A 14750-nucleotide genomic window follows, 5' to 3' on the forward strand; every position below is an offset into this window, starting at 1 on the left:
GGAGGGGGCGTCGCCGAGCGGTGGTGGACGGCCGCGCAACGCAGCGGTTCCGTATGCCGACACCCCCCTCCACCAGCTACGCTGGTCCCCCTCCCCGTGCCGGGGAGGAATAACATGGTCCCCCTCCCCACATCGTGGGGAGGGGGACCATGCGCAGCATGGTGGAGGGGGAGGGCGGCGAACGATATCGTTCCGTCCGGGGCGATGCCCCTCCACCACGCCCTGCGGGCGCGGTCCCCTCCCCGTGCCGGGTAGATTTTAGAGGCGTTCGGCCTTGTTCACCGCGTCCGCCGCGCGGAGGCCGGCGAGCAGCTTCATCAGATGCGCGGCGTCGCGCACCTCGACGTCGATGGTGTTGGTGTGGAAGGTCGTGTCGCGGTTGTCGAGCCGGAGCCCGAGGATGTTCGCCTTGTGCCCGCCGATGACGGTCGCCACCGCGCCGAGCGCGCCGGGTTCGTTCTTCAGCGTCACCGCGATGCGCGCGGTCGCGCCCTCGGCATTATTGCCCCAGGTCAGGTCGATCCAGTGGTGCGGGTCGATCGCCTCGATCGTCTCGCAGCCGATCTCATGCACCTCGAACCGGCCGTCGCCGCGGCGGATGCCGATGATGCGGTCGCCCGGCACCGGATGGCAGCAGGTGGCGAGGTCGTAGCCGACGCCGGCGGTCAGCCCCTTAATCTCGATCGGCGCGCGTTGCGCCGGGATCGGTTCGGCCTTCGGATCGGCGACGGCGCCGGGCATCACCGCTTCCATGACGGCTTCGTCGGTCAGCTTGCCATGCGCCAGACATTCGAACAGCGTCGCTTCGTCGGCGAGTTTCAGTCGCTTCAACCCCTCGGCCAGCGCGTCCGTGCCCGGCGGGACGGGCAGGCGGGCGATCAGTTCCTGATACATACGCTTGCCCAGCGCCACCGTCTCGTCGCGCTCGCGCAGGCGGATGTAACGGCGGATGGCGGCCCGCGCCTTGCCGGTGATCGCGAAGTTCAGCCAGTTGGCCTGCGGACGCTGCGCCTTTGATCGCAGAATCTGCACCTGATCGCCGTTCTTGAGTTCGGTCCGCAGCGGCACGACGCCGCCATTGACCTTCGCACCCACCGCCTGATCACCCAAATCGGTGTGGACGGCATAGGCGAAGTCGATCGGGGTCGCGCCCTTGGGCAACTGGTGCAGCTCGCCCTTGGGGGTGAAGGCGAAGATGCGGTCGGCATACATCGCCATGCGGGTATGTTCGAGCAGCTCCTCGGGACTCTCGGCATTGTCGAGAATCTCGACCAGATCACGAATCCAGCGCACCTGCGTATCGGGGCGGACCGCATCCTGCTTGTACGCCCAGTGCGCCGCCAGCCCGAATTCGGCCTGCGCATGCATCTCGCGCGTGCGGATCTGCACCTCGATCCGCATATTTTCGGCATGGATGACGCTGGTGTGGAGCGAACGATAGCCGTTGCGCTTGGGTGTCGAGATATAGTCCTTGAACCGGCCCGGCACCATCGGCCAGCGCCGGTGGATAATGCCCAATGCGCGGTAGCATTCCTCCTCGCTGTCGACGATCGCGCGGAAGGCGATGATGTCCGATAGCTGTTCGAGCGTGACATGCCGCTCCGACATCTTCCGCCAGATCGAATAGGGATGCTTGCGCCGGCCCGATACCTCGGCAGCGATGCCGTGGCGGTCGAGCATCGTCTTCAGGTCGCCGCCGATCTTGGCGACGCGATCGCCGCCGCCTTCCTCCAATTGTTCGAGGCGGCGGGTGATCGATTCATAGGCTTCGGGTTCGATCTCGCGAAATGCCAGCGTCTGCATCTCGTTCATGAACTCGTACATGCCGATCCGCTCGGCGAGCGGGGCATAGATGTCCATCGTCTCGCGCGCGATCCGCTTGCGCTTCTCGGGCTTCGCGATGTGATGGAGCGTGCGCATATTGTGCAGCCGGTCGGCCAGCTTCACCAGCAGCACGCGAATGTCGTCGGACATCGCCAGCAGGAACTTGCGCAGATTTTCGGCGGCGCGCTCGTTCTCGGTCTGCGCCTCGATCTTGCTGAGCTTGGTGACGCCTTCGACCAGCCGGGCGACATTCTCGCCGAACTTGGCCTGGATTTCCTCGTGCGTGGCGACCGTGTCCTCGACCGTGTCGTGCAGGATCGCGGTCGCGATCGTCTCGTCATCGAGATGCAGGTCGGTCAGGATGCCGGCCACCTCGATCGGATGGCTGAAATAAGGGTCGCCCGATGCGCGCTTCTGGCTGCCATGCGCGTGCATCGAGAAGACATAGGCGCGGTTGAGCAGCGCCTCGTCCGCATCCGGGTCGTAGGTCTTGACCCTCTCCACCAATTCATACTGCCGCAGCATGGGAACTAGATGGAGCGGGCCGGGTCGGCTTTGCAACCGTTTTCGCGCGGATCAGGCACCTTTGGCGCGGATGTTGCACTTGGCGAGCTGTTCGGGGGCGAAAGCGGTGCCGTTGGCGGTAAAGGCGGTCAGCGGACCAAGCTGGGCAGCGGCAAGCTGGCACATGGTCAGATGGCTGCCCTCGGCACGCGGCGTCGCGCAGCGTTCGGCGGTGCATTTCCACAAGGTGCTGCGCGTCAGGAGCGTGTCGCTGGCAGGTGCGGTCGCCGGAACCGCGCTATAGCCACGGTTCGACTGTGCTGCGGCGGCGAAGGGCAGGGTCAGCGCGGCGGCGGTCAGCAGGGCGAACATCTTCATCGACACGGGCTCCTCAAAGCGATCGTACTAGGGCGCCGGCTAATATACATTCATGTAAGTTGCAAGTTGATATGTTTGCTGCGATTGCGAAAAGTCGCTATTTCCCTGGTCGTCGCCATGCGCTAGACCCGTAGCGGATGACGACCGCTCTTCGAGAACCGCTGCGCGACCTCGCCAGCCAGTGCAGCCTGCCCGCCGCGCTGGAGGCGATGGGCGAGCGCTGGTCGTTCCTGATCCTGCGCGGATCGTTCAACGGATTGTCGCATTTCGAGGAGTTCCAGTCGGAACTGGGCATTGCGCGCAACATCCTAGCGAACCGGCTGTCGCGGCTGGTCGGGCACGGCATTCTCGAACGCCGCGTGGTCGAGAGCGACCGGCGCAAGATTGAATATCGACTGACCGAAAAGGGCTATGCGCTACTGCCGACGATGGTCGCGCTGCGCCAGTGGGGCGAGCGGTGGGAGACCGGCGTACCGGCGACGCCGGTGCTGGTCGACGCGCGGGACCATCGCCCGGTGCAGCCGGTCGCGGTACACAGCCATGACGGGCGCGTGCTGGGCAAGGGCGATCTGGTCTGGTCGCTGCCCGAGGACGTGTCGGGCGCCTGACCCATCGGGAACGCCTGTGCCCTCGCGACAGGCGCGGCGGCGTCAGCCGGCTGGAAGCGTCGCCGTTTCGCCGGTCGCCACCGGTTCCTCGCGACGGCCCCAGCGGACGAGCGACCATGCGCGCTCATGGAAATAGAACAGGGTTATCTTGGTAAGCACTTCGGTGCCGGCAATCGCGCCTGCCAATTTGGCCGAGCCGGAAAAGAGCAGCCCCAGTACGAAGGTATCGATCGATCCGACCGTTCGCCACGACACCGCCTTCACGAAACTGCGCGGATGGCTCTCAAGACCCTTGAACAGGAACATGGCGTCGACTCCGCCCGTGCGGGATGCCGGGCGCCACTGGGTGCGACAGCGCCGCACGGCGGCGTAGCGAGGAAAATATGGGACCGCGCAAGCAACACTTTGTCACAATAGCCGGATCAGCATCAGCAACAGCCCGAACATCGACGCGACCCATACCAGGCTGCGGGCATAGGGTACGCCGAACAGATAGAGCGGGTGATACACGACACGCGCGACGAACCACAGCAACGCGCCCGTGGCACCCAGCCCGCCGGTCCGCCCGCTGACGGCCAAAGCTAGTACGAGCGCGATGAACGCTGGATAGGTTTCCTTGAAATTGTCGAGCGCCCGCTGCGCGCGGCCGGCCAGTGCACTTTGGGGACGCCGGTCCCCGTCGCGCGGGCCGGCATTCCATTTCACGCCCAGTTCGCGCGTGGCCAACTGCCCTTGCAGCATCAACGCCACGACCAGCAGCACGACCGACCAGCCGAGCAGGGTGATTTCGAGGGGCAGGGTGGTCATCGGCACGCTCCGGGTTGCGTTGCTGCCTATAGCGTCGGGAAGCGGGTCGGGGTTCCAGCCGGTCTCCCGACCGTATCATATCCCCGCGCGGGCGGGGATCCAGGGCGGCATGGACCATCCGTGACATTCTAAAACTCTGGACACCGGCCGCCTGGGGATACGCACTGCCGATGAATTCGGCGCGCTTCAGCGCAACCCGGCCCCCCGCGTGCGCAGGGGTACGGTAAGGGCCATGGTGGCTCCTACCCCGCGTTCCGTCCCGCCGGCGTGTTGACGCCCATCGACTGCAGATATTTCTTCACGTTGCGTGCCGCCTGGCGCAGCCGCTGTTCGTTCTCGACCATCGCGATCCGCACATAGCCTTCGCCATTCTCGCCATAGCCGACACCCGGTGCGACCGCGACCTTGGCTTCGGTCAGCAACTGCTTGGCGAATTCGAGGCTGCCCAGATGCGCGAGCGCGGGCGGCAGCGGCGCCCAGGCGAACATCGACGCGCGCGGGGAGGGGATGTCCCAGCCGGCGCGGCCGAAGCTTTCGACCAGCACGTCGCGGCGCTTGTGATATAGCTGCCGGTTCTTTTCGACGATATCCTGCGGACCGTTCAGCGCCGCGCAGGCCGCCGCCTGGATCGGGGTGAAGGCGCCGTAATCAAGATAGGACTTCACCCGCGTCATCGCCGCGATCAGCTTCTTGTTGCCGACGCCGAAGCCCATGCGCCAGCCGGCCATCGAATAGGTCTTGCTGAGCGAGGTGAATTCGATCGCGACGTCCTTCGCGCCCTTGACCTGCAGGATCGAAGGCGTCGGGCAGCCGTCATAATAAAGCTCGGAATAGGCGAGGTCGGAGATGATCCACAGCCCATGTTCCTTCGCGAAGGCGACGACGCGTTCGTAGAAGGCGAGGTCGACGACCTCGGCAGTCGGGTTCGACGGATATCCCATCACCAATACGCTGGGGCGCGGCACGGTGAATGCCATCGCGCGCTCGAGGCTTTCGAAATAATGCTCGTCGGGCGTGGTCGGCACCGCGCGGATCGTCGCGCCGGCGATGATGAAGCCGAACATGTGGATCGGGTAGCTGGGATTGGGCGCGAGGATGACGTCGCCCGGCGCGGTGATCGCGGTGGCGAGGCTGGCCAGACCCTCCTTCGACCCCATCGTCACCACGACCTCGCTGTCGGGGTCGATGTCGACGCCGAAGCGGCGGCTGTAATAATTGGCCTGCGCGCGGCGCAGCCCCGGAATGCCGCGCGACTGCGAATAGCCGTGCGCCGAGGGCTTGCGTGCGACCTCGACCAGCTTTTCGATGACATGGTCGGGCGGCGGCAGATCGGGATTGCCCATGCCGAGGTCGATAATGTCCTCACCACCGGCACGCGCGGCGGCCCGCATCGCGTTCACTTCGGCGATGACATAGGGGGGCAGGCGCTTCATGCGGTAGAATTCGTCGGACATTCTCGTTCCTTTCGTCATCGCCCTTACGCTAGGAAGCAATAAACGGGTAGGCCCGGATACCGTTGGGAGAGGAAAATGACCGACAAGCCGAACGTGCCGCCCGCGACGGCCATGTCGCTGGAAGAGCTGCAGCATTGGACGCAGATGCTGGGCCGCGCGCAACAGATGATGTTGGAGCAGGGCATCGACCTGATGGAACGCGCACCCGCCTTGCCCGACCCGACCGGCATGCTGAAGGTCCAGACCGATTTCTGGACCGATACGATGAAGCTGTGGCAACGCTTCCTCGACCCGGCCAACGCCGAACCGGTCGACGAGTCGCCGGAGCGCGCGCGCGACAAACGGTTCAAGGCCAAGCAATGGCATGACGATCCGCTGTTCGCCTTCATCCGGCAAAGCTATTTCCTGGTCGCCGACCATATGCTGAAGGGCGTCGACGCGCTGGACGGGGTCGATCCGAAGCAGAAGGAGCAGATCCGCTTCGCCACCCGCGGCCTGATCGATGCGATGAGCCCGACCAATTTCCCCGCGACCAACCCGCTGGTCGTCGAGAAGATCATCGAGACGCGCGGCGAGAATCTGCTGAAAGGCTTGCAGAACATGCTGGCCGACATGGCCAAGGGGCAGATGACGCAGAGCGACACCAGCGCGTTCGAACTGGGCCGCAACGTCGCGACGACGCCGGGCAAGGTCATCAAGCGCACGCCGCTCTACGAACTGATCCATTATGCGCCGACGACCGAGAAGGTCGGGGCGATCCCGCTGCTGATCTTTCCGCCGTGGATCAATCGTTTCTACATCCTCGACCTGACGCCGGAGAAGAGCTTCATCCGCTGGGCGGTCGAACAGGGCTTGAGCGTGTTCGTCGTGTCGTGGAAATCCGCCGATGCGTCGATGAAGGACGTGACGTGGGACGATTATGTCGTGCGCGGGCAGATCGATGCGATCGACACGGTGCGCAAGGTGCTGGGCGTCGAATCGGTCCATGCCATCGGTTATTGCGTGGCCGGCACGACGCTGGCGGCGACGCTGGCGCTGCTCACGGCGCGGGGCGAAGCGGCGAAGGTCGCGACCGCCACCTTCTTCACCGCGCAGGTCGATTTCGCCGATGCCGGCGAATTGTCGCTGTTCGTCGATGACGATCAACTCGGCCTGATCCGGCAGGTCGGCAAGGACGGCTATCTCGACGGGCGGTACATGGCGGCGACCTTCAACCTGCTGCGCGGGCGCGACCTGATCTGGAATTACGTCACCAACAATTATCTGCTCGGCAACGACTATGCGCCGTTCGACCTGCTGCACTGGAACGCCGACGTCACCAATCTGCCGGCGAACTGGCATCTGGGCTATCTGACCGACCTGTACCGCGACAACCGGCTGGCGCAGCCGGGGTCGATGACCGTCGACGGCACCCCGATCGACCTGACCACGGTAAGGACACCCGCCTATATCCAGGCAGGGCGCGAGGATCACATCGCCCCGCCCGAAAGCGTGTGGAAGGTGACCGAGCATTTCGCTGGCCCCCTGCGCTTCGTCCTTGCCGGATCGGGGCATATCGCCGGCGTCGTGAACCCGCCCTCGGCCGGCAAATATCAATATTGGACCAACGACCAGCCCGCAAACTCGCTGGCCGCGTTCATTGCCGGCGCGCGCGAGACGAAGGGCAGCTGGTGGCCGGACTGGCGCCGGTGGATCGCCGAGGCGGACGGCGCAACCGTGCCGGCGACGGGCGCGCGCATCCCGGGCAAGGGCAGTGCGGTATCGCTGGGCGATGCGCCCGGAGACTATGTGCGCACGCGATGAAATCGTTTGAAATTTCAGTCGCGTATATTTATGTTGCGCTGCACAAATTTCGTCTTGAAACTGTAGGAACCTCAGCCTAATTGGTGCGTCGCAGCAGTAGCAGATGGAGGATGTCCGAGTGACCATGCGAGGTCCGAAGACCGGCGCGCGCAAGCCCGCCAGTTCCCGTTCCACCCGGTCGGCCGCGGCCGCCCCCGTCGTTCCTGCGGCGCCGGAACCGGTGGTACCGGCCGTCGAACCGGTCGAAGCGGAGCTTCCGCCCGTACCGTTCGTCGCCGCGACCAAGCCCGCGCCGGCCGAATTGCCTCTCAAGACCGAAACCGCCGCCGTGGTCGTTCCGACGCCGCCCGTCGAACCGGTCGTGGAAGAGGCCAAGACCGTTGCCGAGACCGTCGAGGTCGTGGCCGAGGAAACTGAAAAGGCGGTCGAAACCGTCACCGCTCTAGTCGAGGAAAAGACCATGGACGTCACCAACGAAGCGACCGCCACCGCCCAGAACGCCGCCAGCAAGGCGCAGGCGATGACCACCGAATTCAACGAAAAGGCGAAGGCCGCGTTCGAAAAGGGCGCCAAGGGCTTCGAGGAAATGAACGAGATGGCCAAGGGCAACATCGAAGCGATGGTCGAAGCCAGCCGCATCGCCGCCAAGGGCCTCGAAACGCTCGGTCAGGAAATGGCCGAATATGGCCGCAAGTCGTTCGAGCACGCCACCTCGACCGCGAAGACCCTCGCCACCGTCAAGTCGCCGACCGAGTTCATGAAGCTGCAGTCGGATTTCGTCCGCCAGTCGTTCGACTCGTTCGTCGCCGAAGCGTCGAAGACCACCGAAATGATGATCAAGCTGGCCGGCGACGCCGCGCAGCCGATCAGCAACCGCGTCGCGGTTGCCGCCGACAAGGTGAAGGTCACCGCGTAAGCGGTCGGTTAGCCTTTACGGTCTAACGAAGGGGGCGATCGCGCGAGCGGTCGCCCCTTTTGCTATTTCCAATTCGGCGCATATGACCAACCACCCCCTTGCCCTGTCGGGCGCGAATGCCATATTTTGCGGCGACATGTCTCGACAGCCCCGCATCCAGATGGCCGGTGACGACCGCGACCATGACGACGACCGCTCGACCGGTCTCGGCGTCGCCACCCAGACCCGCGTCAAGAAGCCCACGCCGTACCGCGTGCTGATGCTGAACGACGATTACACGCCGATGGAATTCGTCGTCCTGTGCCTGCAACGCTTCTTCCGCATGAGCATGGAGGAAGCGACGCGGGTGATGCTTCACGTCCACCAGCGCGGCGTCGGCGTCTGCGGCGTCTTCACCTATGAGGTCGCGGAGACCAAGGTGGCGCAGGTCATGGATTTCGCCCGCCAGAACCAACACCCGCTGCAGTGCACGCTGGAGAAGGCGTAGGCGCTCACCGCGTGAAATCCTCCCCGTTCACGGGGAGGGGGACCAGCCGCAGGCTGGTGGAGGGGGAGGGCCGCAGTCGGAACCGCTGCGTTCGCGAAGAGCCCCCTCCACCATCGCCTTCGGCGACGGTCCCCCTCCCCTCAAGCGGGGAGGATCGGTGCGCCCTCTTGCACACCCCCGCGTACCCACTAGAAGCTGCCCCATGGATCGTATCGTCATTCGCGGCGGCAATCGCCTGTCCGGCCGCATCGTCATTTCGGGCGCGAAGAACGCCGCGCTCACCCTGCTGCCCTGCGCGCTGCTGACCGAAGAGCCGCTGACGCTGCGCAACCTGCCGCGGCTGGCGGATGTCGACAGTTTCGGCCATCTGCTCAATCAGTTCGGCGTGTCGACCACGATCGAGGGCTCGCATCCCAGCGAGTTCGGGCGGGTGATGACCATGCGCGGCCAGCGGCTGACTTCGACCGTCGCCCCCTACGACATCGTGCGCAAGATGCGCGCCTCGATCCTCGTGCTCGGCCCGCTGGTCGCGCGCGCGGGCGAGGCGACGGTGTCGCTGCCCGGCGGCTGCGCGATCGGCAACCGCCCGATCGATCTTCACCTCAAGGCCCTCGAAGCGCTGGGTGCCGAGATCGAACTGGCGGCGGGCTATGTGAAGGCGACTGCGCCCGGCGGCCGGCTGCCCGGCGGGCGCTATCGCTTCCCGGTGGTCTCGGTCGGCGCGACCGAGAATGCGGTGATGGCGGCAGTGCTGGCCAAGGGTACCAGCGTCCTCGAAAACGCCGCGCGCGAGCCGGAGATCGTCGACCTGTGCCGCTGCCTCGTCGCGATGGGCGCGGCGATCGACGGTATCGGCAGCGACACGCTGACCATCGAAGGGCGCGACCGGCTGCATGGCGCGACCTATGCCGTCATGCCCGACCGGATCGAAGCGGGCAGCTATGCCTGTGCCGCCGCGATCACCGGCGGCGCGGTCGAGCTGGCCAATGTCGTGCCCTCCGACATGCGCGCGACGATCGACGCGCTGGTCGAAGCCGGCGTCGCGGTGCGCGAGGAAGCGACGTCGCTGTTCGTCGAGGCCGGGAGCGACGTCCGTCCGATCAACCTGTCGACCGCGCCCTATCCGGGCTTCGCGACCGACATGCAGGCGCAGTTCATGGCGCTGCTGACCCGCGCCGACGGGGCGAGCGTGCTGACCGAGACGATCTTCGAAAACCGCTACATGCACGTCCCCGAACTGGCGCGCATGGGGGCGGACATCACCGTCACCGGCCGTTCGGCGGTGGTGCGCGGCGTCGCCGGCCTGGTCGGCGCGCCGGTGATGGCGACCGATCTGCGCGCGTCGATGAGCCTGATCATCGCCGGCTTGGCGGCGGACGGCGAAACGTCGGTCAGCCGCGTCTATCACCTCGATCGCGGATATGAGCGATTGGAGGAAAAGCTGCAGGCGGTCGGCGCCGATATCGAACGGCTCGGCGACGGTTGAGCTTTGCGCCGCTCGCCGCTTGAACAAGCGCTTATTGTCTGACTATACCCCTCCCGACGAACCGGACGCGGCGCGAACGCCCGCCGGCGGCATTGGGAGGGTGACGATGAAAAAGGCGTTTCTGGTCAGCACATTGGCCATGGCAACGATATTGTGCGGCGGTGCGGCCAATGCCGCCACGGCCAAGCGGTCGAGCTTCGGCAAGCTGCCCGACGGTACCGCGGTCGAGATGGTGACGCTGACCGGCAGCAACGGCGTCAGCGCGAAGATCATGACGCTCGGCGCCACCTTGCAAGCGTTCAACGCGCCCGATCGCAAGGGCAAGGTCGCCGATATCACGCTCGGCTATGACGATGCCGCCAGCTATGTCACCGCCCCCAATTACTGGGGTCAGACGATCGGCCGCTATGCCAACCGTATCGCCGGCGGCAAGTTCACGCTCGACGGCAAGGCCTATCAGCTGACGCAGAACGACAAGGCCAATTCGCTGCACGGCGGCACGGTCGGCTTTGACAAGCGCGTGTGGCGGATCGTGTCGGTCAAGGACGGCCCGAGCGCGTCGGTGACCATGGCGCTCAACAGTCCGAATGGCGATCAGGGCTATCCCGGCACGCTCGACGTGACCGTCACCTATGCGCTCGACGACAAGGGCGCGCTGACCATCGATTTCGATGCGAAGAGCGACGCGCCGACCATCGTCAACCTGACCAACCATGCGCTGTTCGACATGGGCGGCGAGGGCAGCACGCTGGGTACGATGACCCATAAGCTGACCATTCCCGCCAGCCGCTACACGCCGGTCAACGATGCGCTGATCCCGACCGGCGAGCGTCGCCCGGTCGCCGGCACGGTGTTCGATTTCACCCGCGGGCGGATCGTCGGACAGGATGTGCGCGACGGGCGCGATCCGCAGATCGTCGCCGGGCGCGGGTACGACCATAATTTCGTGCTCGACGCCGGTATCACGAAAGAGCCGAAGCTGGCTGCACGCCTCGAAGACCCGGCATCGGGCCGCGTGCTCGAAGTGCTGACCACCGAACCCGGCGTGCAATTCTATTCGGGCAATTTCATCGACGGCACGCTGATCGGCAAGAACCGCCATGTCTATCGCATGGGCGACGGCATCGCGCTAGAACCGCAGAAATTCCCGGATACGCCGAACCAGCCGGCATTCGGATCAGCGCGGGTCGAACCGGGCAAGCCGTATCATCACCGGATGGTGTACCGGGTGTCGGTGGCGCGCTGACCTATCGCAGCTGAAACCCGATCCCCGCGCAGGCGAGACCTTCGCGAAAGTCCTGCGCCTATTCCCGAACCCTTCCGTACCCCCGCAAAGGCGGGGGTCCAGAGCCACGCAAGACAACGGTTTGCGGGTGTGACCCTGGATCCCCGCCTTCGCGGGGATACGGTAAAGCAGAGTTCGGCGAAGGTCTCGCCTGCGCGGGAAATACGCTCAGGTGCGGCGGCTCGAACCCATCAATGCGCGTGGGTCAGCCCGCAATCGTCGCCGGTCTCGATCTGCACCGTCGCATGACCGATGCCGAAATGATGCTCCAGTTCCTCCGACAGTTCGACCAGAAAGCCGTCGCCGGGATGGCCGTCGGGGATCACCAGATGCGCGGTCAGCGCGGTTTCGGTCGTGCTCATCGGCCAGATATGCAGGTCATGTACCCGCGCCACGCCGGGCAGGCCGGCCAGCATCGCTTCGACCGCGACCGCATCGATCCCGCGCGGCACCGCCTGTAGCGCGAGCAGCAGCGATTCGCTCAGCAGGCTCCACGTCCCGATCAGGATGATCGCGACCACCACCAGGCTGACGACCGGATCGATCCAAACCGCGCCGGTCCACAGGATCGCTAGCCCGGCGATCACCACCCCGGCTGACACCGCCGCATCGGCGGCCATGTGGAGATAGGCGCCGCGGATATTGACGTCGCCATGCCGCCCGCGCGCGAACAGCAAGGCGGTGGCGAGATTGACGACGATCCCGGCAAGCGCGACCCATATCACCGGCAGACCGTCGATCGGACGCGGCGACCCCAGTCGCTGGATCGTCTCCAACAGGATCGCGCCGACCGCGATCAGCAGCACCAGCGCATTGGCGAGTGCGGCAAGGATCGTCGATGCACCCAGCCCATAGGTGAAGCGCTTCGACGCGGGCCGCTTGGCCAGTTCCACCCCGCCCCATGCGATCAGCAGGCCGAGCACGTCGGACAGATTGTGCCCGGCATCGGCCAGCAACGCCACCGAATCATACCAGAAGCCCGCTGCCCCCTCGATCAGGACGAAGCCGATATTGAGCAGCGTCCCGATCGCGAAAGCCCGACCGAAATCGGCGGGAGCATGGCTGTGGCCATGATGCCCGTGCCCGTGATGTCCATGCGAATGGTGATCGTGGCCATGGCCATGGTGATGCGCGCCCATGGGCTGCTTCTGACAGGTGCCGGGCACGGTGACCAGATGCGACGCGGTGCAGCAAAAAGAAGGTTAAGCGATCGGTAACCTGGATCGAAAATGGATGCGACGCGCTGACCCGACTGGCACGCGGTCCCATGACCGCCCTTTGGAGCAGCGGTACCCCGAACATGGACGACGAACGATCATCGGCGCGCATATTGATCGTCGACGATGACGCCGCGGTCCATGAATCCTATCGCCTGTCGCTACGCATCGGCGACGATAGCGGGACGCTGGCGGATCTTGCCGCCGATCTGTTCGCCGATGTCGGCGGGCGCGACCCGGACCGCCTGCGCCTGATCCCGACGCATGTGCATCAGGGCGCGGATGCGGTTGCCGCCGTGGCCGACAGCGTGCGCGACGATAGCCGCTTCGCCGTTGCCTTCGTCGATATCCGCATGCCGCCCGGCATGGACGGGCGCGAGACGGCGGCCAGGATCCGCGCGCTCGACCCCGATCTGCAGATCGTGATCGTCACCGGATATTCGGACGTCGCCGCCGCCGACATCGCACGCGACGCCGGACCGCCCGACCGGATCTTCTATCTCGCCAAGCCGCTGACCGCCGAAGAGGTGCAGCAGACCGCGCTGGCGCTGTCGCATCGCTGGCTGGCGGATCGCGAACTGGCGGCGACCCGCGCCGCGCTGGCGGCGAAGGTCGCCGAACTGGAGGAAAAGGCGCGCGAACTGGCGGCGAATGAGAGCAAGGCCATCCATCTCGCCAATCACGATCCGCTGACCGATGCGCCCAACCGGCTGGCGTTCCTGCGTGTCCTGACCGACAGGCTGCGCGGGACCGACCGGATCGCGATGGCGATGATCGATCTCGACCGGTTCAAGCTCATCAACGACACGCTCGGTCACTTAGTCGGGGACGAACTGATCCGCATCGTCTGCGCGATCCTGATCGAACAGGTCGGCGACGACGGCTTCGTCGCGCGGCTGGGCGGGGACGAGTTCGGCGTCCTGTTGTGCGTCGCCGACGAAGCCGATGCGATGGAGCGATGCGAGCGGCTGGTCCGCGCCTGTTCGACCGATCTGCTGGTGTTCGGCCATCCGGTGCGCGGCGCCGCGTCGATCGGCATGGTATTGGCGGACGGCACGGGCGGGCGCGATCCGGTCGACGTGATGCGCCGCGCCGACCTTGCGCTGAACGAAGCGAAGCGGGCCGGGCGCGGCGTCGTGCGCCGGTTCGACGACAGCATGGACGAATCGATCCGCTTCCGGCGCGGCATCGAACAGGGGCTGACCCGGGCGATCGCGCAGGGCGAAATGGCGCTGCTGTACCAGCCGATCCTTGCCCGCGACACGCTGGACATCGTCGCGTTCGAGGCGCTGTTGCGATGGAACACCCCCGATTATCGCGACGTCAGCCCGGCAATGTTCGTCGCCGTGGCCGAGGAATCGAACCTGATCCACGAACTGGGCGACTGGGTGCTGGACGAGGTGCTGGCCATCCTGCCGGGCCTATCGGGACAATATGTGTCGGTGAACATTTCCCCGCGCCAGTTCCGCCGGCCGAACTTCGCGTCGTATCTGATCGATCGCGTACGCCGCGCGGGTATCGCGCCCGACCGGTTGCAGATCGAGATTACCGAGACCGCGATCTTCGACAATGCCGAACGCGCCGCCGCCACGCTGCTCGAACTGCGCGACCGCGGGTTCCGGATTGCGCTGGACGATTTCGGGACCGGCTATTCGTCGCTCTACAATATCCGCAAGTTCGCGCTCGACTGTCTGAAGATCGACCGCAGCTTCATCGACGGCATGGGGCGCGAGCGCGAGAGTGCGGCGATCGTCCATTCGATCATCCACCTCGCCCGCGCGCTGCGGCTGGAAGTGGTGGCGGAAGGGGTCGAGACCGAGGCACAGGTGCAGGCCCTGCGCGTCGCCGGTTGCTCGCATCTTCAGGGACATCATTTCGCACGCCCGCTCGACGGGGCCGCCGCGATCGCGCTGGCGACCGAAGGCCTCGACCGCCGCCGGTTGTCGGCGAACCGGTGACCGCGCGATCGTCGGTGGTTCGG

At 65.7% G+C, this 14750-nt stretch carries 13 protein-coding genes; 7 read left to right on the top strand and 6 right to left on the bottom strand.

What is annotated here, in order from left to right; genetic code table 11:
• Nucleotides 1-258 precede the first annotated feature (258 nt).
• The gene (locus ACZ1JS_RS00490; protein WP_465167229.1) at nt 259-2349 is read right to left on the bottom strand and encodes a RelA/SpoT family protein; all 2091 of its coding nucleotides are present in this window, start codon (nt 2347-2349) and stop codon (nt 259-261) included.
• 51 nt (nt 2350-2400) lie between these two features.
• Complete coding sequence (locus tag ACZ1JS_RS00495; protein WP_465167230.1) at nt 2401-2706, bottom strand: CC_3452 family protein; 306 nt, start codon at nt 2704-2706, stop codon at nt 2401-2403.
• A gap of 137 nt (nt 2707-2843) precedes the next feature.
• Between ACZ1JS_RS00495 and ACZ1JS_RS00500 the strand changes: the two genes are divergently transcribed.
• Entirely contained in the window at nt 2844-3314 is a 471-nt protein-coding gene (locus ACZ1JS_RS00500; protein ID WP_242118284.1) for a winged helix-turn-helix transcriptional regulator, read from the top strand.
• A gap of 42 nt (nt 3315-3356) precedes the next feature.
• Here the strand turns inward: ACZ1JS_RS00500 and ACZ1JS_RS00505 are convergent, their stop codons facing one another.
• The 3 genes from ACZ1JS_RS00505 to ACZ1JS_RS00515 all read right to left on the bottom strand — a co-directional run bounded on the left by ACZ1JS_RS00505 (nt 3357) and on the right by ACZ1JS_RS00515 (nt 5575).
• A complete protein-coding gene (locus ACZ1JS_RS00505) occupies nt 3357-3620 on the bottom strand; it encodes a DUF2061 domain-containing protein (protein ID WP_242118282.1) in 264 nt (87 codons plus the stop codon).
• A gap of 102 nt (nt 3621-3722) precedes the next feature.
• The gene (locus ACZ1JS_RS00510; RefSeq protein ID WP_465167231.1) at nt 3723-4121 is read right to left on the bottom strand and encodes an MAPEG family protein; all 399 of its coding nucleotides are present in this window, start codon (nt 4119-4121) and stop codon (nt 3723-3725) included.
• A 242-nt stretch (nt 4122-4363) separates the two neighbouring features.
• Complete coding sequence (locus tag ACZ1JS_RS00515) at nt 4364-5575, bottom strand: LL-diaminopimelate aminotransferase (RefSeq protein ID WP_465167232.1); 1212 nt, start codon at nt 5573-5575, stop codon at nt 4364-4366.
• A gap of 75 nt (nt 5576-5650) precedes the next feature.
• On the opposite strand from ACZ1JS_RS00515, the gene ACZ1JS_RS00520 reads away from it, so the two are divergent.
• The 5 genes from ACZ1JS_RS00520 to ACZ1JS_RS00540 all read left to right on the top strand — a co-directional run bounded on the left by ACZ1JS_RS00520 (nt 5651) and on the right by ACZ1JS_RS00540 (nt 11513).
• On the top strand, nt 5651-7378 hold the full coding sequence (locus tag ACZ1JS_RS00520; protein WP_465167233.1) for a PHA/PHB synthase family protein: 1728 nt from the start codon (nt 5651-5653) through the stop codon (nt 7376-7378).
• 124 nt (nt 7379-7502) lie between these two features.
• Nucleotides 7503-8294 carry a phasin family protein gene (locus ACZ1JS_RS00525; protein ID WP_465168595.1) on the top strand — a complete coding sequence of 264 codons (792 nt, stop codon included), beginning with the start codon at nt 7503-7505 and terminating at the stop codon, nt 8292-8294.
• 160 nt (nt 8295-8454) lie between these two features.
• Nucleotides 8455-8781 carry an ATP-dependent Clp protease adapter ClpS gene (gene clpS, locus ACZ1JS_RS00530; protein ID WP_066688376.1) on the top strand — a complete coding sequence of 109 codons (327 nt, stop codon included), beginning with the start codon at nt 8455-8457 and terminating at the stop codon, nt 8779-8781.
• Between the two features lie 202 nt (nt 8782-8983).
• Entirely contained in the window at nt 8984-10267 is a 1284-nt protein-coding gene (gene murA, locus ACZ1JS_RS00535) for a UDP-N-acetylglucosamine 1-carboxyvinyltransferase (RefSeq protein ID WP_465167234.1), read from the top strand.
• A gap of 106 nt (nt 10268-10373) precedes the next feature.
• Nucleotides 10374-11513, top strand: a complete 1140-nt coding sequence (locus ACZ1JS_RS00540; RefSeq protein ID WP_465167235.1) for an aldose epimerase family protein — start codon at nt 10374-10376, stop codon at nt 11511-11513.
• 230 nt (nt 11514-11743) lie between these two features.
• Here the strand turns inward: ACZ1JS_RS00540 and ACZ1JS_RS00545 are convergent, their stop codons facing one another.
• Entirely contained in the window at nt 11744-12691 is a 948-nt protein-coding gene (locus tag ACZ1JS_RS00545; RefSeq protein WP_465168596.1) for a cation diffusion facilitator family transporter, read from the bottom strand.
• A gap of 128 nt (nt 12692-12819) precedes the next feature.
• Between ACZ1JS_RS00545 and ACZ1JS_RS00550 the strand changes: the two genes are divergently transcribed.
• A complete protein-coding gene (locus tag ACZ1JS_RS00550; protein ID WP_465167236.1) occupies nt 12820-14727 on the top strand; it encodes a putative bifunctional diguanylate cyclase/phosphodiesterase in 1908 nt (635 codons plus the stop codon).
• The last annotated feature ends 23 nt before the right edge of the window (nt 14728-14750 follow it).

The organism is Sphingomonas sp. BL-S-05 (assembly GCF_055521695.1).